Origin of the sequence: Streptomyces sp. SID5464, assembly GCF_009862985.1 — a bacterium.
GTDB lineage: Bacteria > Actinomycetota > Actinomycetes > Streptomycetales > Streptomycetaceae > Streptomyces > Streptomyces chartreusis_D.
Window position 1 is genome coordinate 47,563 of the sequence record NZ_WWIQ01000051.1, and the last position, 20,368, is coordinate 67,930.

Consider the following 20,368-nt stretch of genomic DNA (forward strand, 5'->3'; position numbering starts at 1 on the left):
GCCAGTGCTGCACCAGGAACGTGGTGTGGAAGCCGGTGAAGAGCGTCCAGAACTGGATCTTGCCGAGTCGCTCGTCGAGCATCTTCCCGGTGAACTTCGGCCACCAGAAGTAGAAGCCGGCGAAGATCGCGAAGACGACCGTGCCGAAGACCACGTAGTGGAAGTGCGCCACCACGAAGTACGTGTCCGTCACGTGGAAGTCCATCGGCGGCGACGCCAGGATCACCCCGGTCAGCCCGCCGAACAGGAACGTCACCAGGAAGCCCGTCGCCCACAGCATCGGCGTCTCGAAGGACAGCGAGCCCTTGAGCATCGTGCCGGTCCAGTTGAAGAACTTCACACCCGTCGGCACCGCGATCAGGAAGCTCATGAAGGAGAAGAACGGCAGCAGCACCGCGCCCGTCGCGAACATGTGGTGCGCCCACACCACCACCGACAGGCCGGTGATCGCCATCGTCGCGCCGACCAGCGTGAGATAGCCGAACATCGGCTTGCGGCTGAAGACCGGGATGATCTCCGTGATGATGCCGAAGAACGGCAGCGCGATGATGTACACCTCGGGATGGCCGAAGAACCAGAACAGGTGCTGCCACAGGATCGCCCCGCCGTTGGTGGCGTCGAAGACCTGCGCGCCGAACCGCCGGTCCGCCTCCAGTACCAGCAGCGCCGCCGCCAGCACGGGGAACGCCATCAGGATCAGGATCGACGTGAACAGCGTGTTCCAGACGAAGATCGGCATCCGGAACATCGTCATGCCGGGCGCGCGCATCCCGATGATGGTGGTGATGAAGTTGACCGCGCCGAGGATCGTCCCGAAGCCGGACAGCGCCAGGCCCATGATCCACAGGTCGGCCCCGAGTCCCGGCGTGCGCTCCGCGCTGTTGAGCGGGGCATAGGCGAACCACCCGAAGTCGGCCGGTCCGGAGGGCACCAGCAGCGAGCCCAGCACGATCAGCCCGCCGAACAGGAACAGCCAGTACGAGAGCATGTTCAGCCGAGGGAAGGCGACGTCGGGCGCGCCGATCTGCAGCGGCATCAGCTCGTTCGCGAAGCCCGCGAAGGTCGGCGTCGCGAACAGCAGCAGCATGATCGTGCCGTGCAGGGTGAACGCCTGGTTGAACTGCTCGTTGTTGATGATCTGGAGGCCGGGGCGGGCCAGCTCGGCGCGCATCAGCAGCGCCATCACTCCGGCGATCAGGAAGAACACGAACGACGTGATCAGGTAGAGGTGACCGATCTTCTTGTGGTCCGTCGTGGTCAGCCAGTCGACCACCACCCGCCCGTGCTTCGTCCTCGGCACGGGCCGAGCCGTCGCCTGTACGGTCTGCGTCCCCATCGCTCGCTCGCCCCTTCGCTCATCGCGTGCCGGGCCCGCCGAAGCCCGCGCCGCGTACTCGCGAGCTCACGCCATGATGCTCGCGTCACCGAGCGCTCCGACAGGGGGCGTACCGGCCTCTCTGTGCCGGAGCCATGCATTTCCTGTGCGGCGGCGGCTCCGCCGGCCCGGTGCGGTGCCGGAATGGAATGGGGCCCCGAGGTCACTTCTCCCGGAACTTTCCGCCGGGCTTTTCCATGGGCTCATGTGACACGCGGAAATTGCGATCGAATACCTGCGGAAGGCCTACGAAACCGCTCGTCCGTGTGACGCACCGCGTCCGAAACTCCTCTCGTGATCTTGTGACAGAAGCGTGACAGGGGAGGGACAGAGGAGGGACAGGAACCGGGGTCACAGGCCCGGACTTCCGCGGTCGCCGGGCACGGCATAGCGTGGCGGCATGGCACCGATTCCGACACCATCCGCGGAACCCGACGACAGCCCGGACACCTACGTCGGCCTGGAGGCCGACCGGGCCGAGCACCTCGCGCGCGAGCGCGGCTGGCCGACGGTGCGCTCGCTGCCGCCGGGGGCGATCATCACGATGGAGTACCGCGTCGGCCGGCTGAACTTCGAGGTGAGGGGCGGCCGGGTGGCGCGGGCCTGGAAGGGCTGAGACGCCGCGAAGGCCCCGGTTCCGCTCCAGGACCGGGGCCTTCGCCGTGCCAGGACGGGGTGTGCGCACCCACCCCGCCGTCCGTCGTCAGCCGCCCGTCACGGGGCGGGCCGAGGACGCCGAGCCGCGGGGGTGCCGCTCCGTGTGCGGCGGGCGGCGGCTGCCCGCGGGGGTGATCGGCGTGCGCTCCGAGCGGGCCGTGTGCGGCCCCGGAGCCAGGTAGGCCGGGGCCCGGGGGGAGCGGGCCGCGACGTCGTCGCGGTCGCCGGGCAGCGGCGTGACCACCACGGGCGGCGCGCTGACCGGTGCGGTGGCCGGCGCCGACCGGCTCCGGCGGGCCCGCCAGCGGTCGCGCAGGTCGAAGATCCTCGCCTCGGCACGGGCGATCAGCGGCTCGAACCACGGCAGGGCGAGCAGGATCAGCAGCCCCGCGGCCCAGCCCAGCAGCACATCGCTCAGCCAGTGCGTACCGAGGTAGACGGTGGCCATCCCGACGCCGAGCGAGGTCACCGCGGACACGGCGGACAGCCAGCGGCGGGCTCTCGGGGTGGAGGCCAGATAGGCCAGGATGCCCCAGGTCACGACACCGTTGGCGGTGTGACCGCTCGGAAATATATCGCCGCCGCGCCACATCTCGTTCGAGCCGATCACGGTCGCGTAGTGCGGTCCCAGGCGGCCCATGCCGTACTTGGCGGCGCCGACCGTGATGTTCAGCAGGAGCAGCGAGACGCCGAGGGCGAGGAGCGGGCGCAGGGTGTGCTGCCGCCAGGAGCGCCAGCCCAGCCAGGCCGCGACCATCACGGCGGTGGGGCCGCGCTGGCCGAGCACCACGTAGTAGTCGACGAACCAGTGGATCTCCGACCACTGCTGGTACGGCCGGAAGAACATGACCTGCCAGTCGAGCCGCACCAGCCAGGACGTGATGATCACGGCCCACACGATCGCGCCGTAGAAGGCCAGGGTCGCCGCGAAGAGCACGATGCGGTGCCTGCTCATCTTCGGCACATCGATGTGGGCCGGTCGTTCCGGCTCACGGTCCAGCCGGGCGAACACCCGGTCCAGACGGGTGAGCTTCGGTTCGGTACGCACCCAATCGACGTTACAGCGAGTGAGCTCGGATCCCTGTCGAATCAACGGCTTTGTGATGACGATGTGATGTGGGATTCCTCTCAGGAGGAGGTTTATTTCCAGCGAATCCGTAATCGCCGGGCCCCGCAGCCTTCAATTCCTTTGATCATTCCGGATGCGGGTTTTATTGAGCTTTTGAATTCGTTCACCGGGGCATGGTGCGGAATTCTCCGAATGCTCACAGCGGGTCAGGGGGGACCCGAACCGTTCAGCCAGCACGCCCCGTACACCGCCGAGGCGACCGCCACCGCCCCCAGCACCAGCGCTGACCTGCGGATACGCAGCCGGGCCAGGGTAAGGGCGAGGGGCAGCAGCAGCGGGAAGGCGGGCATCAGCAGGCGCGGTTTCGAGCCGAAGTAGCTCGACGCGCACAGGGCGAGCGCGGTGACTGCTCCGGTGTAGACCAGCACCGGCAGCGGCTGGCGCTGACGTACACCGGCCACATACAGCCATACGACTGACACGACCCCGGCGATCAGCCCGGCTCCGGCCAGAGCCGAGGGGAACGACGTGAACTTCTCGGCGACGAACCGGGCGAAGGCGTACCCCCCGTCGAAGCCGTTGCGCCACCCCGCCTGCACGTCGAGATAGCCGAGCGGACCCTTGCCGGTGCGGTGGCCCACCCACAGCACGTATCCGGCGGTGCCGAGGGGGGCGAGCAGCATGCCGAGGACGCGGCGGGCGCGAGGGCCGGGACCGTCGGCGTCGCCGACGCTCGGCTCCCGCGCGAAGGAGGCGATCCCCGCCACCCAGACCGCGGCCACCGCGGCCATCCCGACCGGGCGGGTCAGTCCCGCGAGCAGGGCCAGCGTGCCCGCGGTCACCCAGCGGCCCGTCAGAACCGCGTACAGCGACCACGCGGCGAGCGCCGTGAACAGCGACTCGCTGTACGCCATCGACTGCACGATCCCGACCGGGAGCACCGCCCACAGCAGCACCGCGCAGACCCCGGCCCGGCGGCCGTACACATGGTCCGCGACCGCGAAGATCCCCCAGGCCGCGGCGATCGAGGCGAGCAGGCTGACCAGGAATCCGCCGTCCGCGTACGACAGCGGGGACACCGCCGCCACCAGGCGCTCCAGCCAGGGCAGCAGCGGGAAGAACGCGAGGTTCGAGTGCACGTCCCCGTTCGCCACGCGCACTTCGTAGCCGTAGCCGAGCTCGGCGACCCTGGTGTACCAGAGCGCGTCCCAGCGAGCGGTCAGCAGCGTGTACGCGCTCTTGTCGCGCGCCGCGCTCCACAGGGCCAGGGTGACGAGGCCCAGGGCACGGACGGCCGCGTACCCGAGGAGCGCCGGGGCCGCCCGGTGCAGCGCCCCGGCGCGGGACGGGGCCGCGCGCGTCTCAAGATCGGTCACGGGCCCGATTATCGACCCGAGCGGGAACCGGCCGGCCGCCCGGGGCGTGGACGGTGGAGAGGGGAGTGGCGTACGCCACACCTTTCCGCCGGACGGGTGAGAGGTCCGCCACTCGGCTCCGGCGCGGACTCGCGTACTCTGACGTGTCACTCGCTTTTCGTTTGCGCGGGCCGGAGACCACCGCTCCTCTCCGGCCGAGTCGCGGGGGCGTCCCCCACCCCGTGAGCCCGCCGATCGCGAGGGAACATCTGGGAGGTACGTACATGTCCGGGACGACCACGGCCGCTGCGCTGCGCCGTCGGGCGGCCGGGGCCGGTGCCAACCGCTGGGTGGTCCTGGTCGTCCTCTGCGTCAGCCTGCTGCTGGTCGCCGTCGACGCCACCGTGCTGCACGTGGCGGTCCCCGCCGTCACCGAGGACCTGAAGCCCGGCGGGATAGAGCTGCTCTGGATCGTCGACGTCTATCCGCTCGTCTGCGCCTCGCTGCTGATCCTGTTCGGCACGCTGGGCGACCGCGTCGGCCGCCGAAGGGTCCTGCTCCTCGGGTACGCGCTGTTCGGCGTCGCCTCCGGCCTGGCGGCCCTGGCGGACAACGCCCAGGTACTGATCGTGGCGCGGGCGCTGCTCGGCGTGGGCGGCGCGATGATCATGCCGGCGACCCTGTCGATCCTGCGGCAGGTCTTCCCGGACCGGCGCGAGCGGGCGCTCGCGATCGGCATCTGGAGCGCCGTGGCCGCGGTGGGCGCGGCGGTCGGACCGCTGCTCGGCGGCTTCCTGCTGGAGCACTTCTGGTGGGGCTCGGTGTTCCTCGTCAACATCCCGTTGATGCTGGTCAGCCTCCCGGTCGGGCGACTGCTGCTGCCCGAGTCGAAGGGCGACGGCGAAGGGCCCTGGGACGTGGTCGGCGCGCTGATGGCGGCGATCGGGCTGTTCGGGATGGTGCTGGGCGTCAAGCGGCTCGGCGGCGGGGAGTCGGTGGGGAGCCTGCTCACCGTGCTGCCGCTGGTGGTGGGCGCCGCGCTGCTGGTCGCGTTCGTACGGCGGCAGCGGCGGCGGGCGCATCCGCTGGTCGACCTCAGGATGTTCGCCCGGCCGGCGTTCAGCACGTCCGTCGGGTGCATCGTGCTGGCCATGCTCGCGCTGGTCGGGCTCGAACTGATCGCCGCGCAGTACCTCCAGCTGGTGCTCGGTCTGTCGCCGCTGGAGACGGGGCTGCGGCTGCTGCCGCTGACGTTCGCGGCGATGGCGGCCGGGCTGGCCGGGGCGCGGATGCTGCGGCGGTTCGGTCCGCGGCGGATGGTGTGCTTCGGGTTCTGTCTGACGGCGTTCGCGGTGGTGCTGCTGACGGCGCTGGGCCGGACGGACGACTGCGCGCTGATGCTGACCGGGTTCGTGCTGCTCGGCTTCGGGCTGGAGACGACGCTGTTCGGGGCGTACGAGTCGATGCTGAGCGAGGCGCCGCAGGAGCAGGCCGGCGGGGCGGCGGCGATCGGGGAGACGTCGTACCAGCTGGGGGCGGGGATCGGGATCGCGCTGCTCGGCACGGTGATGAACGCGGCGTACGCGCCCGGGCTGTCGGGCGTGCCGGGGGTGCCGGAGGCGGCGTCCTCCTCGGCGGGGCATTCGCTGGGGGAGGCGTACGAGGTTGCCGCGCAGCTGGGCGGGGTGGCGGGAGTTGCTCTGCGTCATGCCGCCCGGGATGCGTTCGTGCACGGGCTGCATGTGACGTTGCTGGTGAGTGCGGGGTTGTTGCTGCTCGGGGCGGTGATGGCGTTGCGTTTGCCGCGGGTCATGCAGTGTGAGGACGCTGGTGCGGTGGAGGTTCCTGCACCGAGGGACGCCGCGGAGTCCCGCGTCTCGGTGTGACGCCGGCGGCGAGGTGCCACCCGCGGGCGACCTCTGCTCCTCAGTTCGCAGCTACGGGTGGTGCGGGGGTGGGCAGGCGTCGTAGCGTCTTGGCTAGCAGTGCTAGTTAAAGAGTTTCGGAGGGTGTTCGCATGTCCGAGTCGTCCAAGCTTCCTCCCTTCGACCCCGCCGACCCCCTCGGGCTGGACGAACTCCTGGAACCGGAGGATCTCGGGATCAGGGACACCGTGCGGGCCTGGGCCGCGGACCGGGTGCTGCCGCATGTCGCCGAGTGGTATGAGAAGGGGGAGCTGCCGGAGATCCGGGAGCTCGCTCGGGAGCTCGGGGAGCTCGGCGCCCTGGGGATGTCCCTGAAGGGGTACGGCTGCGCCGGGGCGTCCGCCGTGCAGTACGGGCTCGCCTGCCTGGAGCTGGAGGCCGCCGACTCCGGGATCCGGTCCCTCGTCTCCGTGCAGGGCTCCCTCGCCATGTACGCGATCCACCGGTTCGGCAGTGAAGCGCAGAAGCAGCAGTGGCTGCCCCGAATGGCCGCCGGCGAGGTCATCGGGTGCTTCGGGCTGACCGAGCCCGACCACGGATCCGACCCGGCTTCCATGCGGACGTACGCCAAGCGCGACGGCACGGACTGGGTCCTCAACGGCCGCAAGATGTGGATCACCAACGGGTCGGTCGCCGGCGTCGCCGTCGTGTGGGCGCAGACCGAGGACGGGATCCGCGGGTTCGTCGTGCCGACGGACAGCGCCGGGTTCTCCGCCCCCGAGATCAAGCACAAGTGGTCCCTCAGGGCCTCCGTCACCAGCGAACTCGTCCTCGACGAGGTACGGCTGCCCGCCGACGCCGTACTGCCGGAGGGCACCGGCCTGCGCGGACCGCTCAGCTGTCTGTCGCACGCCCGGTACGGGATCGTCTGGGGCGCCATGGGCGCGGCCCGCAGTTGCTTCGAGGCCGCGGTCGACTACGCGAAGTCGCGGGAGCAGTTCGGGCGGCCCATCGGCGGCTTCCAGCTCACCCAGGCCAAACTCGCCGACATGGCGGTCGAACTGCACAAGGGAATTCTGCTCGCCCATCACCTGGGGCGGCGTATGGACGCCGGCCGCCTGCGTCCCGAGCAGGTCAGCTTCGGCAAGCTCAACAACGTACGAGAGGCGATCGAGATCTGCCGCACGGCCCGCACCATTCTCGGCGCCAACGGGATCTCGCTCGAATACCCCGTGATGCGGCACGCGACCAACCTCGAGTCGGTGCTCACCTACGAGGGCACCGTCGAGATGCACCAGCTCGTGCTGGGCAAGGCGCTCACCGGACTCGACGCCTTCCGGTGAACCGTGCGCGGGGGCAGGGCCGGTGAGCGGCCCTGCCTCAGCTCTGGTTGAAGAAGCCGTCCGTGCGGTGCGCGGCCGGGTCGCCGTTCACGATCTCCGTGTTGGCGGGGGTCAGCAGGAACACGCGGGTCGACACCCGCTCGATCGAACCGCGCAGGCCGAAGATCAGTCCGGCCGCGAAGTCGACCACGCGCTTGGCGTCGCCGGCGTCCATGGCCGTGAGGTTCATGATGACCGGCACGCCCTCGCGGAACAGCTCGCCGATGGCGCGCGCGTCCCGGAAGCTGTCCGGGGTCACCGTGCCGATGCGGCGACCCCTCTCCTCGGCGACGTCCGAGGCCACCTTGACGCGCGGATCGGTGACCCAGGCCTCCCCGGGCTCGGTCCCGTCGGAGTAGTCGTCGTCGTAGTAACGCTCGTCTTCGTTGTCGTCGACGAGGCCAAGCCAGGCACTTGCCTTGCGTACCGATCCCATGGACGCCTCCTCTCACAGCGGTCTTTCTGCTTTCCGCATCCCTATGGTCGTCCATGATGCGGATGGCGCGCCAAGTGGATAGACGCCGCACGGGGGGTTTGTGACGGTACTGGTGCACAGCGAATCCGTCGAGAGTCCGTGTTTCCCAAGGGCCTTGTCGTAAACGACTGCTGACTGTGAGTGAAATACGATTCTTCGCGGCGTACGGGTGATGAGCGGTGCGTACGGGTGAACGCGGTGGCCGATACCATGCGGCGCCAAACGTCGTACGGAGCACGGGGGACATCGGTGTTCGGAATGGTCAGGCCCTGTCGGCACCGGCTCGGGGAGAGCCTCACGGCCCAGTGGATGGCGCATTTGTGTGGGCTGTGTCTCGCGTTGCGCGGGGAGCACGGACAGCTCGCGCGCATCGTGACGAACTATGACGGGCTTCTCGTCTCGGTGTTGACGGAGGCTCAGGCGGGCCGGGCGACCGGAACGTCGAGCGGTGCGGGGCGGCGTACGGCGGGGCCGTGTCCGTTGCGCGGGATGCGTACCGCGTCCGTCGCGCACGGTGAGGGAGCCCGGCTCGCGGCCGCCGTGTCGCTGGTGCTCGCCTCCGCCAAGGTGCGCGACCACGTCGCCGACGGCGATGGACTGCTGGCCCGCGCGCCGGTCGCGCGCGCCGCGCGCCGGGTCGCCTCGGGCTGGGACCGCGCCGGGGCGCGCACCGGCTCCGCCGTCGGATTCGACACGGCCGTCCTGGTCGACGCCGTGGACCGGCAGAGCGGCATCGAGGCGCTCGCCGGACCCGGCACGCCGATCCTGGTGGTCACCGAGCCGACCGAGACCGCGACGGCCGCCGCCTTCGCGCACACGGCGGTCCTCGCCGGCCGGCCGCACAACGCCGGGCCGCTCGCCGAGGCCGGCCGGCTCTTCGGCCGGCTGGCCCACCTGCTGGATGCCGTGGAGGACCTGCACGCTGACGCTGCGTCAGGCGCGTGGAACCCGATCGCCGCGACCGGCACCTCCCTCGCGGAGGCCCGACGGCTCGCCGACGACGCGGTGCACGGGGTGGGGCTCGCCCTGCGTGACACCGAGTTCGCCGACGCGAAGCTCGTGCATCTGCTGTTGGTGCACGAACTACGGCGCTCGGTGGACCGGGCGTTCGGCACGGTGCCGGTGTGCGCGTCACATCAGGGCGGGCCGTACGGACAGCAGCCGCCTCAGGGTCCGTACGGCCAGGGGCCGCACGGCTCTGCGCAGAATCCGTATGCGGGCGGTGGCGGAAACCCCTACGCAGGTGGGGGAGGGGGGTACGGCGATGGTGGTCTCGGCGGTGGCGCGCCGGTGCCCCAGCCGCCCCGGGGGCGACGCGGGTTCTGGGCCGGCTGCGGGATGTTCTGGCTGCTGTGCTGCACCTGCAAGCTGTGCTGTGCCAAGGAATACGAGGGGCCGTGGTCCCGCAAGAAGCGCGAGGGCTGCTGCCGGGATTGCGACTGCGACGGATGCGACTGCTGCTGCCCCTGCGACGGCTGACCCGCCCCCTGTGAAGGGCGTGCTGCTGCCCCCGGGCGCGCTCGCCTGCCGTTTCGCGGCTTTGTGACAGGTGGTTCAGAAGGGCACGGCCGAAAGGCCCTCTTGCGCCTACCGGCCGTTCGGCCGAATACTCCCCCACAGCGCTTGTCAGGGGCACGGCGGATTCGGAATCCGGGCCGCCTCGCCCCGGACTGCGCCTCACGGGCCCGAAACCCCACGAGGGCCCCCGACTTCCTTTGTGGAGGAACGAAAAGTGAGGATCAAGCGCACCACCCCCCGCAGTGGCATTTCGAGACGGACCCGGCTGATCGCCGTTTCCACCGGCCTCGTTGCCGCCGCCGCGATCGCGATCCCCAGCGCGAACGCGTCCGACACCCCCGCCACCTTCAGCGCCACCGAGCTCAAGAGCGCCAGCGGCTCGATCCTGAAGGCCGACATCCCGGGCACCGCCTGGGCCGTCGACAGCAAGACCAACCGCGTGCTCCTGACCGTCGACAGCACGGTCAGCCAGGCCGAGATAGCGAAGATCAAGCAGCAGGCCGGCGCCAACGCCGACGCACTCACGATCAAGCGCACCCCCGGCAAGTTCAACAAGCTCATCCAGGGCGGCGACGCCATCTATGCGAGTAGCTGGCGCTGCTCCCTCGGCTTCAACGTCCGTGCCGGCAACGGCACCGAATACTTCCTGACCGCCGGTCACTGCACCGACGGCGCGGGCACCTGGTACTCCAACTCCGCCCGCACCACGGTCATCGGCTCGACCGCCGGCTCCAGCTTCCCGGGCAACGACTACGGCCTCGTCCGCTACAGCGGCTCCGTCAGCCGTCCCGGCACCGCGAACGGCGTGGACATCACGCGCGCGGCCACCCCGAGCGTGGGCACGACCGTCATCCGCGACGGCTCCACGACCGGTACGCACAGCGGCCGTGTCACCGCCCTCAACGCCACCGTGAACTACGGCGGCGGGGACATCGTCTCCGGCCTGATCCAGACCAACGTCTGCGCCGAGCCCGGTGACTCCGGCGGTTCGCTCTACGGCAGCAACGGCGTCGCGTACGGTCTGACCTCCGGCGGCAGCGGCAACTGCTCCTCCGGCGGTACGACGTTCTTCCAGCCGGTCACGGAGGCCCTGAGCGCCTACGGGGTCAGCGTGTACTAGGCCGGTCCCGGTCGGCAGCAGGCTGAGTTCTGTTCCCCCGCACGCATCGCGTGCGGGGGTCTCTCCGTTTTATGCGGGGGTTCTTCCGTTTTGTTGGGGTTGTCGTGGGCTGACCGGACAGATGATTTTCAGCCATGGCCAGACCTCACAGAGTGGGCACACATTACTCACGCGTAATGTTTGCACTGTGAACGCGCGTGAAGCGGGTGGGAGTTGGGTCCGATTTGACCGTGCACGGTCAAAATGAGGGGGCGTGCGGTCGGCAATCTACGCGCGTCCTGAACTCGACCTTGTGTGCCCCCCGTCGTCCTCGGAATAGTGGGCGCTCGTCAACAAAGCCTTCCGGTTCGCGAGGTCCCCACAACCTCTCGGGCCGACCCCCCACAGGAGGACGTGAGTTGAAGCACCGACGCATACCCAAGCGGCGTGCAGCCGTGGCAGGTGCGGGTATCGCCGCACTGGTCGCCGCGGGAGTCACCTTCCAGACTGCGAACGCGAGCGAGACCCCGGAGGCCTCCGCGCCCCGGACCCTGTCGGTCACGGCGGCCGGAAAGCTCGCCTCGACGCTGGCCGAGGACCTGGGCGCCGACGCGGCGGGCACGTACTACGACACGAAGAGCAAGAACCTCGTGGTGAACGTGCTCGACGAGGCCGCGGCCGAGGCCGTCGAGAAGGCCGGAGCCAAGGCGAGAGTCGTGGCGAACTCGCTCGCCGAACTGAAGAGCGCCCGCGGCACGCTGAAGCAGGACGCGACGATCCCGGGCACCTCCTGGGTGACCGACCCGACGACCAACAAGATCGTCGTCACCGCCGACCGTACGGTGTCCAAGGCCGAGTGGGCGAAGCTGACGAAGGTCGTCGACGGGCTCGGTGCGAAGGCCGAACTCAAGCGGACGAAGGGCGAGTACAAGCCCTTCATCGCCGGTGGCGACGCGATCACCGGTGGCAGTGGCCGCTGCTCGCTCGGCTTCAACGTGGTCAAGGGCGGCGAGCCGTTCTTCCTGACCGCCGGGCACTGCACCGAGGGCATCTCGACGTGGTCGGACTCCAGCGGCAAGGAGATCGGCACCAACGCGGACTCCAGCTTCCCGGGCAACGACTACGGGCTGGTCAAGTACACCGCGGACGTGGCTCACCCGAGTGAGGTGAACCTCTACAACGGCTCGACGCAGAAGATCACGGGTGCCGCCGAGGCGACGGTCGGCATGGAGGTCACGCGGAGCGGTTCGACGACCCAGGTGCACGACGGGAAGGTCACGGGGCTGGACGCCACCGTGAACTACGGCAACGGCGACATCGTGAACGGTCTGATCCAGACCGACGTGTGCGCGGAGCCCGGTGACAGTGGTGGCTCGCTCTTCTCGGGCAGCAACGCGATCGGGCTGACGTCCGGTGGCAGTGGTGACTGCACGTCCGGTGGGGAGACGTTCTTCCAGCCTGTGACGGAGGCGCTGTCGGCGACCGGGACCGAGATCGGCTGAGTTCTGGTTCCGGGTTCGTGAAGTCCCGCCCCTCGTGTGAGGGGCGGGACTTTCGTGTGTGCGGCATGCCTCGCGGCTGTGTTTGCGCAGGTGGGGCGGGGTCGAGCGGATGTCGCACATGTATTCGAGAATTGGTCTATGGTGGGGGTGAGGTAGCTGGGAACAGATGTTCGAGAGCCGGTGTGGTTCACGAGTGCGGGAGGTGCGTGTGCCGGGGTTCACGCATCTGCACACCGTCTCCGGGTTCTCGTTGCGGTATGGAGCCTCGCATCCGGAGCGGCTGGCCGAGCGTGCCTCCGAGCGGGGCATGGACGCCCTGGCTCTCACTGATCGCGACACGCTCGCCGGTGCCGTCCGGTTCGCCAAGGCCTGTGCGAAGGCGGGGGTCCGTCCGGTGTTCGGGGCGGATCTGGCGGTGGCGGGGGCGGAGCGCCCCGAGCCCGGGGTCGGGAGGGGTCGGCGCCGGACTCCCGTGCGCGGTGGCGCCTTCGTCGACGAGTCGGCCCCCCGGGTGGTCTTCCTCGCCCGGGACGGTGCTCGTGGGTGGGCCGGGCTGTGCCGGCTCGTCTCTGCGGTGCATGAGGGGGAGGGGACGCCCGTGCTGCCCTGGGAGCGCCGTCACGCCGAGGGCGTGACCGTGCTGCTCGGGCCTGATTCGGATGTGGGGCGTGCCCTGGCCGCCGGGCGCCCCGACCGTGCGGCGCGACTGCTCGTGCCCTGGCGGGAGGTCTACGGCGACGCCCTGCGGCTGGAGGCCGTCTGGCATGGCCGGAAAGGCACGGGGCCCGGCTCCCTGCGGTTGGCCGCCCGGACCGTCGGGTTCGCCGCCGAGCAGCGGATCCGGCCCGTGCTCAGCAACGCCGTACGGTACGCCGACCCGGGGCTGGGGCCGGTCGCCGACGTGCTGGACGCCGCGCGCCGGCTGGTGCCCGTCGACCCGACCAAGGAGCTGGACTCCGGTGAGGCCTGGCTCAAGGGCGCGGACGCCATGTTCGGGGCGGCGGAGCGGATCGTGGAGGCCGCCGGGTTCCGGCGGGGCACCGCTCACCGGCTGGTGGAGCAGACCGAGGCCACGGCCGCCGAGTGCCTGGTCGACCCCGAGGACGACCTCGGGATCGGCACCGTCCACTTCCCCGAGCCGCATCTGGTCGGCGCCGGCCGCCGTACCGCCCAGCGGACGCTGGCCTCGCGGGCGGCGGCGGGGATGGTGCTGCTCGGGTACGACCGGCGGCGGGAGTACTGGGAGCGGATGCACCATGAGCTGGACATCATCGCCCACCACGGCTTCGCGTCCTACTTTCTGACCGTGGCCCAAGTGGTCGACGACGTGCGGGAGATGGGCATCCGGGTCGCCGCCCGCGGGTCCGGTGCGGGATCGCTCGTCAACCATCTGCTCGGGATCGCGCACGCCGATCCGATCGAGCACCGGCTGCTGATGGAGCGGTTCCTGTCCAAGGAGCGGGTCGTGCTGCCCGACATCGACATCGACGTGGAGTCCGCGCGCCGGCTGGAGGTCTACCGCGCGATCATCGACCGGTTCGGCACCGAGCGGGTCGCGACGGTCGCGATGCCGGAGACGTATCGCGTGCGGCACGCGATCCGTGACGTGGGGGCCGCCCTGTCCATGGACCCGGCCGAGATCGACCGGGTGGCCAAGTCCTTTCCGCACATCCGGGCGCGGGACGCCCGCGCCGCGCTGGAAGAACTGCCCGAACTGCGTGCGCTGGCGGGCGAGAAGGAGAGGTACGGGAGGCTGTGGGAGCTGGTCGAGGCGCTGGACGCGCTGCCGCGCGGTGTGGCCATGCACCCGTGCGGGGTGCTGCTGTCCGACGCCTCCCTGCTGGAGCGTACGCCGGTCATGCCGACCAGTGGCGAGGGCTTTCCCATGTCGCAGTTCGACAAGGACGACGTCGAGGACCTCGGGTTGCTGAAGCTGGACGTGCTGGGGGTGCGGATGCAGTCGGCGATGGCGCACGCCGTGGCGGAAGTGGAGCGGGCGTCGGGCGTCCGGGTCGATCTGGACGCCCTGCCGCCGGGGGATCCGGAGACGTACCGGCTGATCCGGTCCACCGAGACGCTCGGCTGCTTCCAGATCGAGTCGCCGGGGCAGCGGGACCTGGTCGGGCGGCTCCAGCCGGCCGGCTTCCACGATCTCGTCGTCGACATCTCGCTGTTCCGGCCCGGGCCGGTCGCCGCCGACATGGTGCGGCCGTTCATCGAGGCGCGGCACGGGCGGGCGCCGATCCGCTATCCGCACCCGGACCTGGAAGAGCCGCTGAAGGAGACGTACGGGGTCGTCGTCTTCCACGAGCAGATCATCGACATCGTCGACATCATGACCGGCTGCGGGCGCGGGGAGGCGGACCGGGTGCGGCGCGGGCTGTCGGATCCGGAGTCGCAAGGGCGGATCAAGGTGTGGTTCGCGCAGCACGCGGCGGCGAACGGATATGACGCGGAAACGATTCAGCGGACCTGGGAGATCATCGAGGCCTTCGGGTCGTACGGCTTCTGCAAGGCCCACGCGGTCGCCTTCGCCGTGCCGACGTACCAGTCGGCGTGGCTGAAAGCGCATCATCCGGCCGCCTTCTACGCGGGGCTGCTGACGCACGATCCCGGGATGTACCCGAAGCGGTTGCTGCTGGCGGACGCGCGGCGGCGCGGGGTACCGGTGCTGCCGTTGGATGTGAACGCGTCGGGCGTCGCACACCGTATCGAACTGGTGTCCGGTAAGTGGGGGCTGCGACTGGCGCTCTCCGATGTGCACGGCATCAGTGAGGCCGAGGCGTCGCGGATCGCCGAGGGCCAGCCGTACGCCTCGCTGGTCGACTTCTGGGAACGGGGCCGACCCAGCCGTCCGCTGGCCCAGCGGCTCGCGCAGGTGGGCGCGCTGGACGCGTTCGGCGCCAACCGCCGTGATCTGCAACTGCATCTGACCGAGTTGCACCGGGGCGCGCGGGGCGCGGGCGGTGGCCAGCTCCCGTTGGCCGGCGGGCGGAAGACCGCACCGGCCGGGCTGCCCGACCTCACCTCGTCGGAGCGGCTCAGTGCCGAGCTGGGCGTGCTGTCCATGGACGCCTCGCGCAATCTGATGGACGATCACCGGGCGTTCCTCGACGAGCTGGGCGTGGTGTCAGCGCGCCGGCTGCGCGAGGCCCGGCACGGGGAGACGGTGCTGGTCGCGGGCGCCAAGGCGGCTACCCAGACGCCGCCGATCCGGTCCGGCAAGCGGGTCATCTTCAGCACCCTGGACGACGGCACGGGCCTGGTCGACCTCGCCTTCTTCGACGACTCCCACGACGCCTGCGCCCACACCGTCTTCCACTCCTGGCTGCTGCTGGTGCGGGGGGTGGTGCAGCGGCGCGGCCCGCGCAGCCTCAGCGTGGTGGGCGCCGCCGCCTGGAACCTGGCGGAACTGCTGGAGGTGCGCCGGGAGGAAGGCCTGGAGGGGGTCGCGGCCCGGTTGGCCGGTGCCGGTGCCGATTCCGGTGACGTCGGCGAGGGGGCGGCGGGCTCCGGGGCCCAGGATCCGGCGGAGCAGCGGAAGATCCGCATGCCCACGGGGTACGAGATGCACCCCTGGGCCGATCTGCGTCCCGCGGGCGAAGGGCCCGCGGTGGGAGGAAAGTTGTGGCACCAGAGCCCGGGGAGTGCGGGATGACCATCCTCTGCGTACGTTTCCAGCTGCCTCCGACGCGCGAGGCCGACCTGCCCCGACTGCTCGGCATGCTCGAGGAGTTCACCCCCGTCGTCCAGGCCCTGCCACCGGACGGGGCGCTGGCCGACCTGGGCGGCGCCGAGCGGTACTTCGGGCGGGACGCCGTCCAGCTGGCCTCGGTGATCAGGGTGCGCTCGCTCGCGCTGTACGGCGTCGACTGCGTGATCGGTGCCGGACCCGGGCCGATGCTGGCCCGCATGGCGCTGCGCGACGCCGTGCCCGGGGTGACGTGTGCGGTGCCCGAGGAACGGGACGCCGTCGCGGAGTTCCTCGCGGACAAGCCCGTCGCCGCGCTGCCCGGCGTGGGCGCCGCGACCGCCCGTACGCTGGGCGACTACGGCCTCGACACCCTCGGCCGGGTCGCCGCCGCGCCGCTGTCCACGCTCCAGCGGCTGGTCGGTGCGAAGACCGGCCGCGAACTGCACGAGAAGGCGAACGGCGTCGACCGCGGCCGGGTCGTCCCGAACGCGGTTTCCCGCTCCCTCGCTACGGAACGCCCCTTCGATCGCGACGAACTGGACCCGGACCGGCACCGGCGTGCCCTGCTGTCGGCCGCCGAGGAGATCGGCGCCCGGCTGCGCGCCCTGGAGAAGGTGTGCCGCACGCTCACCCTCACCGTGCGCTACGCCGACCGCTCGGCCACGACCCGCAGCCGGAAGCTCACCGAGCCGACCGCGCACTCGCCGGACCTGAGCAGAGCCGCGTACGGCATGTACGAAGCGCTCGGACTGCAACGCGCCCGGGTCCGTGCGATCGCCTTGCGCGCCGAGGGGCTCGACCCCGCCGACCAGGCCTCCCACCAGCTGACCTTCGACCTCGTGGACGAGAAGGTCCGCCGTATCGAGGAGGTCGCGGACCGCGCGCGAGCGAAGTTCGGCCCGCGGGCGGTGATGCCCGGGGGACTAGGAGGGCTGGCGGCGTAGATCCTTCCGCGTGACGTCAGTTGGCCCACGGCGGCGCGATGTGCGTGCCGTCGGCGAAACGTGCCTCCAGGCCGATCGAGGTGGTGACCCAGGAGTACGCGGTCCGGTCCGTGGGGTTCTCGACGGTCAGGGTGGCGCCGGGGTTGATGATCACCGTGTCGCCCGCGACGATCCGCTCGGTGCGGCCGTCGAGGGTGATCAGCAGTTCGCCGTCGAGCAGATGGAAGATCTCCTCCCGGTTGACGGTGTGCGTCGGCGCCTTCAGGCCGGCGGGGATCTCACCGCGCCACGCGCACAGCTCCTTACTGCCGCTCAGCGGGGTGGCGTACGAGACGAAACGGGCTCCGTGGATCTCGTGGGTGACGGCTTCGGACGAGCGGATGACGGGCATGACGGCCTCCATATTGGTCAAGCTGCTTGACTATATGGTCAAGCGGCTTGACCAATGAGTCAAGGGTGTTTCAATGCGTGTGTGCAGAACTCCGAGGCCATGGGCCTGTCCGCCGCCCTGCTCGCCGTCGCCGGCGGGCTCACGCAACGCATCCATGAGGGTGTGGTCGCGCGCGGTTTCGAGGGGGTGCGGCCCGCGCACGGCTTCGCCTTCGCCCGGCTCGCCCCGGACGGTGCGACGGTCACCGACCTGGCCGCCCACCTCGGGGTGACCAAGCAGGCCGCCAGTCAGCTCGTCGATGAAATGGTGCGCAAGGGGTACGCCGAGCGGCGGCCGCACCCGGAGGACGCCCGGGCGCGCCTGGTCGTGCTGACCGGTCGGGGGTGGGACTGCACGCGGGCGGCGGAGGAGGCGGCCGCCGAAGTCGTGCGGGAGTGGGGGGACGTGCTGGGGGAGGGGGAAGTGCGGGCGCTCGGGGAGCGATTGCTGCGGATCGCTCCGCACGGGCCCATTCGGCCTGCCTGGTGAAAGGGTGTCAGGTGGGCCCACCGTCGTCGGTTACCACTGGAAGTTTTTACTGACACGTAACTTCCCAGTTTGACTACTCGCCCGTAACTTGACGAGTGAACAGCATCCTCGTGATCCGGATCACAGGGCGTCGTGCCGTCGCACCTCCCTTGAGCCGCAAGGAGATCACCCGATGCTGCCCTGGAAACGAGCGCTCAGACCCCTGGCCGCGCTGCTGCTGACCGCCGCGGCCGTCACCGTCCCCGCCACCTCCGCCCAGGCCGCCGGCGCCCCGAGCTCCGGCTGGAACGACTACGACTGCAAGCCGTCCACCGCCCATCCCCGCCCCGTCGTCCTCGTCCACGGCACCCTCGGGAACTCCGTCGACAACTGGCTGGGGCTCGCCCCCTATCTGAAGGTCCGGGGCTACTGCGTCTTCTCCCTCGACTACGGACAGCTCGACGGCGTCCCCTTCTTCCACGGCCTCGGACCCGTCGAGAAGTCAGCCGTCCAGCTGAAGGACTTCGTCGGCAGGGTGCTCACCGCCACCGGCGCCGCCGAGACCGACATCGTCGGACACTCGCAGGGCGGCATGATGCCCCGCTGGTACCTGCGGTTCCTCGGTGGCGCCGCCGAGGTGAACGCCCTGGTCGGCATCGCGCCCAGCAACCACGGCACCGACCTGAACGGCTTCACCAACCTGCTGCCCTACTTCCCGGGCGCCGGGGACCTGCTGGCGAAGACCACCCCGGCCCTCGCCGACCAGGTCACCGGCTCCGACTTCCTCAAGCGGCTCAACGCGGGCGGCGACACCGTGCCCGGCGTGCGGTACACCGTCATCGCCACCCGGTACGACGAGGTGGTCACGCCCTGGCGCAGCCAGTACCTGAGCGGGCCCGACGTGCGCAACGTCCTGCTCCAGGACCTGTGTCCGGTCGACCTGTCCGAGCACGTGGCCGTCGGGTTGCTGGACCGGGTCGTGTTCCACGAGGTGGCCAACGCCCTCGACCCGGCACGGGCCGAGCCCACCACCTGTGCGTCGGCGTTCGACTGACACGTGTAGGGGAAACGTTTCGGGACCTGTCCGGCCTGAGCCGCCGGACAGGCCCCGGGTCACGGGGCGGCGACCTCGGTCAGCGGCCGTGCCGGGCGCTGCTCACGGCCCGGCGCCGGGCCGACAGGAACAGGGCCGACGAGCCGAGCGCCAGCGTGGCCGCGCCGGCGATCGCGAGGTACGGGGTGCTGCTGTCGCCGCCGGTCTCGGCGAGGTTCTCCGTGGCGCCGGCCGCCTTCGGCCGGGCGGGAGCGGCCTCGGCCGCCTTGAGCCGGTTCGGGGCGGGGTTCTCCGGGGCGGCGGCCGGCTCGGCCGAGGTGCTGGGGTCGTTGTCGCCGTGGCCGTGGTGCTCGATGGTCGACTTGTCGTTGCCCGCCTCGATCTGCTCCTTGGTGGGAGCGGAGGCCGTGGGGACCGGGGCGGTGCCGCCTGCCGCGCTGTCGCCGCCGCCGAAGGTGACGTCCGAGCAGGAGTAGAACGCCTCCGGGCTGTCCGACCGCTGCCAGACCGCGTACAGCAGATGCCTGCCGGAGCGCTCGGGCAGGCTGCCGGAGAAGGTGTAGAAACCGCCCGTGGCCGCCGGGTCGGTTGCCGTCGCGACCGGGTGCTCCAGATCCAGGTCGTTCCAGGCGAGCGGCTTGGCCGGGTCGTAGCCGGGCTTGGTGATGTACACCTTGAACGTGCCCTTGTGAGGGGCCGTCACGCGGTACCTGAAGGTGTGCGCGCCGCCGCGCACCCCGGTCGCCGGCCAGTCGGCGCGGGCCAGGTCGAGCCCCTTGAACTGCTCGTTGTCCGCGCTGCACAGCTTGCCGTCCGGGATGAGCTGCTGGTGCCGCCCGCCGGCGTCCCCGATACGGATGCCGTTCCAGTCGTAGAGGGCCTGCGTGCCGCCCGCCGCGACCGCCGCCTCGCACGCGGCCGACTTCGGGCTCTCCGGGCCCTCGGCGTAGCACTGCGAGACCCGGCTGACCGGGTCGCCCATCGAACCGTGCGCGGCCGCCGGCGTGACGGCCGGTCCGGTCAGGGCGAGCGGGAGGGCGCCGAGGGCGGTGACGGTGACTGCCGTGCGGCGTGCGGGCATGCGGGAACTCCTCGGAACGGAACAGGGGGACAGGGCCGGGCCCGGGTGGGCCGGATCCCGTGGGGGTGATCCGAAGCTAGCCCCTGAGAACCGTGGAACCGCCTGCTGAGGGCGGGTGAGGGAGATCCTTATGGCCGCGTTAAGGGAGCGCTCAGACTGGCATCAGGTAGCTACCGTGCGCGACACGAACGGGACGGCGGAAAGGTGTGCGTGACGGCGGCGGCCGACGCGTCTCATGATCGGTTGCCGGCCGCTCAGGCGTCCGGCCACCACGTGCGTGCGATGTCCTTGCGGACTTCCGGGCGTCCCGCGGGGCGCTCGTCGGCCTCCTCGCGGGCCCGGCGGACGTCCGTCTTCTTCAGGGGCTTCTGCACGGTCACACGGCGCATGGCTGCCTCCT

The 20,368-nt window shown here is 70.7% G+C and carries 17 protein-coding genes; 10 read left to right on the top strand and 7 right to left on the bottom strand.

Translation table 11 applies throughout. The features are described from left to right. A partial coding sequence (locus GTY47_RS25115) for a cbb3-type cytochrome c oxidase subunit I (protein WP_040904090.1) occupies window positions 1-1,336 on the bottom strand: 1,336 nt, incomplete at its 3' end. Window positions 1,337-1,775: 439 nt separating this feature from the next. Between GTY47_RS25115 and GTY47_RS25120 the strand changes: the two genes are divergently transcribed. Beyond that, entirely contained in the window at window positions 1,776-1,991 is a 216-nt protein-coding gene (locus GTY47_RS25120; RefSeq protein WP_010046109.1) for an I78 family peptidase inhibitor, read from the top strand. A gap of 87 nt (window positions 1,992-2,078) precedes the next feature. Here the strand turns inward: GTY47_RS25120 and GTY47_RS25125 are convergent, their stop codons facing one another. Together GTY47_RS25125 and GTY47_RS25130 are read right to left on the bottom strand one after the other, a co-directional pair. Further along, window positions 2,079-3,080: a phosphatase PAP2 family protein gene (locus tag GTY47_RS25125; RefSeq protein ID WP_010046110.1), complete on the bottom strand. Its 1,002-nt coding sequence runs from the start codon at window positions 3,078-3,080 to the stop codon at window positions 2,079-2,081. 227 nt (window positions 3,081-3,307) lie between these two features. Continuing rightward, complete coding sequence (locus tag GTY47_RS25130) at window positions 3,308-4,477, bottom strand: mannosyltransferase family protein (protein WP_010046111.1); 1,170 nt, start codon at window positions 4,475-4,477, stop codon at window positions 3,308-3,310. A 263-nt stretch (window positions 4,478-4,740) separates the two neighbouring features. Between GTY47_RS25130 and GTY47_RS25135 the strand changes: the two genes are divergently transcribed. Continuing rightward, window positions 4,741-6,342, top strand: coding sequence for an MFS transporter (locus GTY47_RS25135; protein ID WP_010046112.1), 1,602 nt, complete (start codon window positions 4,741-4,743; stop codon window positions 6,340-6,342). Between the two features lie 131 nt (window positions 6,343-6,473). Further along, complete coding sequence (locus GTY47_RS25140) at window positions 6,474-7,664, top strand: acyl-CoA dehydrogenase family protein (protein ID WP_010046114.1); 1,191 nt, start codon at window positions 6,474-6,476, stop codon at window positions 7,662-7,664. Window positions 7,665-7,701: 37 nt separating this feature from the next. On the opposite strand, the gene GTY47_RS25145 is transcribed toward GTY47_RS25140, so the two are convergent. Continuing rightward, window positions 7,702-8,139, bottom strand: coding sequence for a cell division protein SepF (locus GTY47_RS25145; RefSeq protein WP_010046122.1), 438 nt, complete (start codon window positions 8,137-8,139; stop codon window positions 7,702-7,704). Between the two features lie 288 nt (window positions 8,140-8,427). Between GTY47_RS25145 and GTY47_RS25150 the strand changes: the two genes are divergently transcribed. The 5 genes from GTY47_RS25150 to GTY47_RS25170 all read left to right on the top strand — a co-directional run bounded on the left by GTY47_RS25150 (window position 8,428) and on the right by GTY47_RS25170 (window position 16,935). Further along, window positions 8,428-9,657, top strand: coding sequence for a DUF5685 family protein (locus GTY47_RS25150; RefSeq protein ID WP_173937319.1), 1,230 nt, complete (start codon window positions 8,428-8,430; stop codon window positions 9,655-9,657). A 253-nt stretch (window positions 9,658-9,910) separates the two neighbouring features. Continuing rightward, window positions 9,911-10,816 (top strand): S1 family peptidase, encoded by a 906-nt coding sequence (locus GTY47_RS25155; protein ID WP_010046126.1) that lies wholly within the window; start codon window positions 9,911-9,913, stop codon window positions 10,814-10,816. 398 nt (window positions 10,817-11,214) lie between these two features. Next, the gene (locus GTY47_RS25160) at window positions 11,215-12,297 is read left to right on the top strand and encodes a S1 family peptidase (protein WP_010046128.1); all 1,083 of its coding nucleotides are present in this window, start codon (window positions 11,215-11,217) and stop codon (window positions 12,295-12,297) included. A gap of 208 nt (window positions 12,298-12,505) precedes the next feature. Further along, entirely contained in the window at window positions 12,506-15,955 is a 3,450-nt protein-coding gene (locus GTY47_RS25165; protein ID WP_010046130.1) for a DNA polymerase III subunit alpha, read from the top strand. Continuing rightward, complete coding sequence (locus GTY47_RS25170; protein WP_010046132.1) at window positions 15,952-16,935, top strand: hypothetical protein; 984 nt, start codon at window positions 15,952-15,954, stop codon at window positions 16,933-16,935. Before GTY47_RS25165 ends, GTY47_RS25170 begins: the two co-directional genes overlap by 4 nt. 16 nt (window positions 16,936-16,951) lie before the next feature. On the opposite strand, the gene GTY47_RS25175 is transcribed toward GTY47_RS25170, so the two are convergent. Further along, complete coding sequence (locus GTY47_RS25175; RefSeq protein ID WP_029181612.1) at window positions 16,952-17,326, bottom strand: cupin domain-containing protein; 375 nt, start codon at window positions 17,324-17,326, stop codon at window positions 16,952-16,954. Window positions 17,327-17,407: 81 nt separating this feature from the next. Here GTY47_RS25175 and GTY47_RS25180 point away from each other — a divergent pair, with 81 nt between their 5' ends. Together GTY47_RS25180 and GTY47_RS25185 are read left to right on the top strand one after the other, a co-directional pair. Continuing rightward, window positions 17,408-17,854 (top strand): MarR family winged helix-turn-helix transcriptional regulator, encoded by a 447-nt coding sequence (locus GTY47_RS25180; RefSeq protein WP_029181613.1) that lies wholly within the window; start codon window positions 17,408-17,410, stop codon window positions 17,852-17,854. Window positions 17,855-18,026: 172 nt separating this feature from the next. Continuing rightward, window positions 18,027-18,887, top strand: a complete 861-nt coding sequence (locus GTY47_RS25185; RefSeq protein ID WP_010046141.1) for an alpha/beta fold hydrolase — start codon at window positions 18,027-18,029, stop codon at window positions 18,885-18,887. 79 nt (window positions 18,888-18,966) lie between these two features. Here GTY47_RS25185 and GTY47_RS25190 read toward each other — a convergent pair whose 3' ends face one another. Together GTY47_RS25190 and GTY47_RS41690 are read right to left on the bottom strand one after the other, a co-directional pair. After that, window positions 18,967-19,968 carry a lytic polysaccharide monooxygenase gene (locus GTY47_RS25190; RefSeq protein WP_010046142.1) on the bottom strand — a complete coding sequence of 334 codons (1,002 nt, stop codon included), beginning with the start codon at window positions 19,966-19,968 and terminating at the stop codon, window positions 18,967-18,969. A 254-nt stretch (window positions 19,969-20,222) separates the two neighbouring features. Further along, the gene (locus tag GTY47_RS41690) at window positions 20,223-20,357 is read right to left on the bottom strand and encodes a hypothetical protein (protein ID WP_010046145.1); all 135 of its coding nucleotides are present in this window, start codon (window positions 20,355-20,357) and stop codon (window positions 20,223-20,225) included. Window positions 20,358-20,368: the final 11 nt, after the last annotated feature.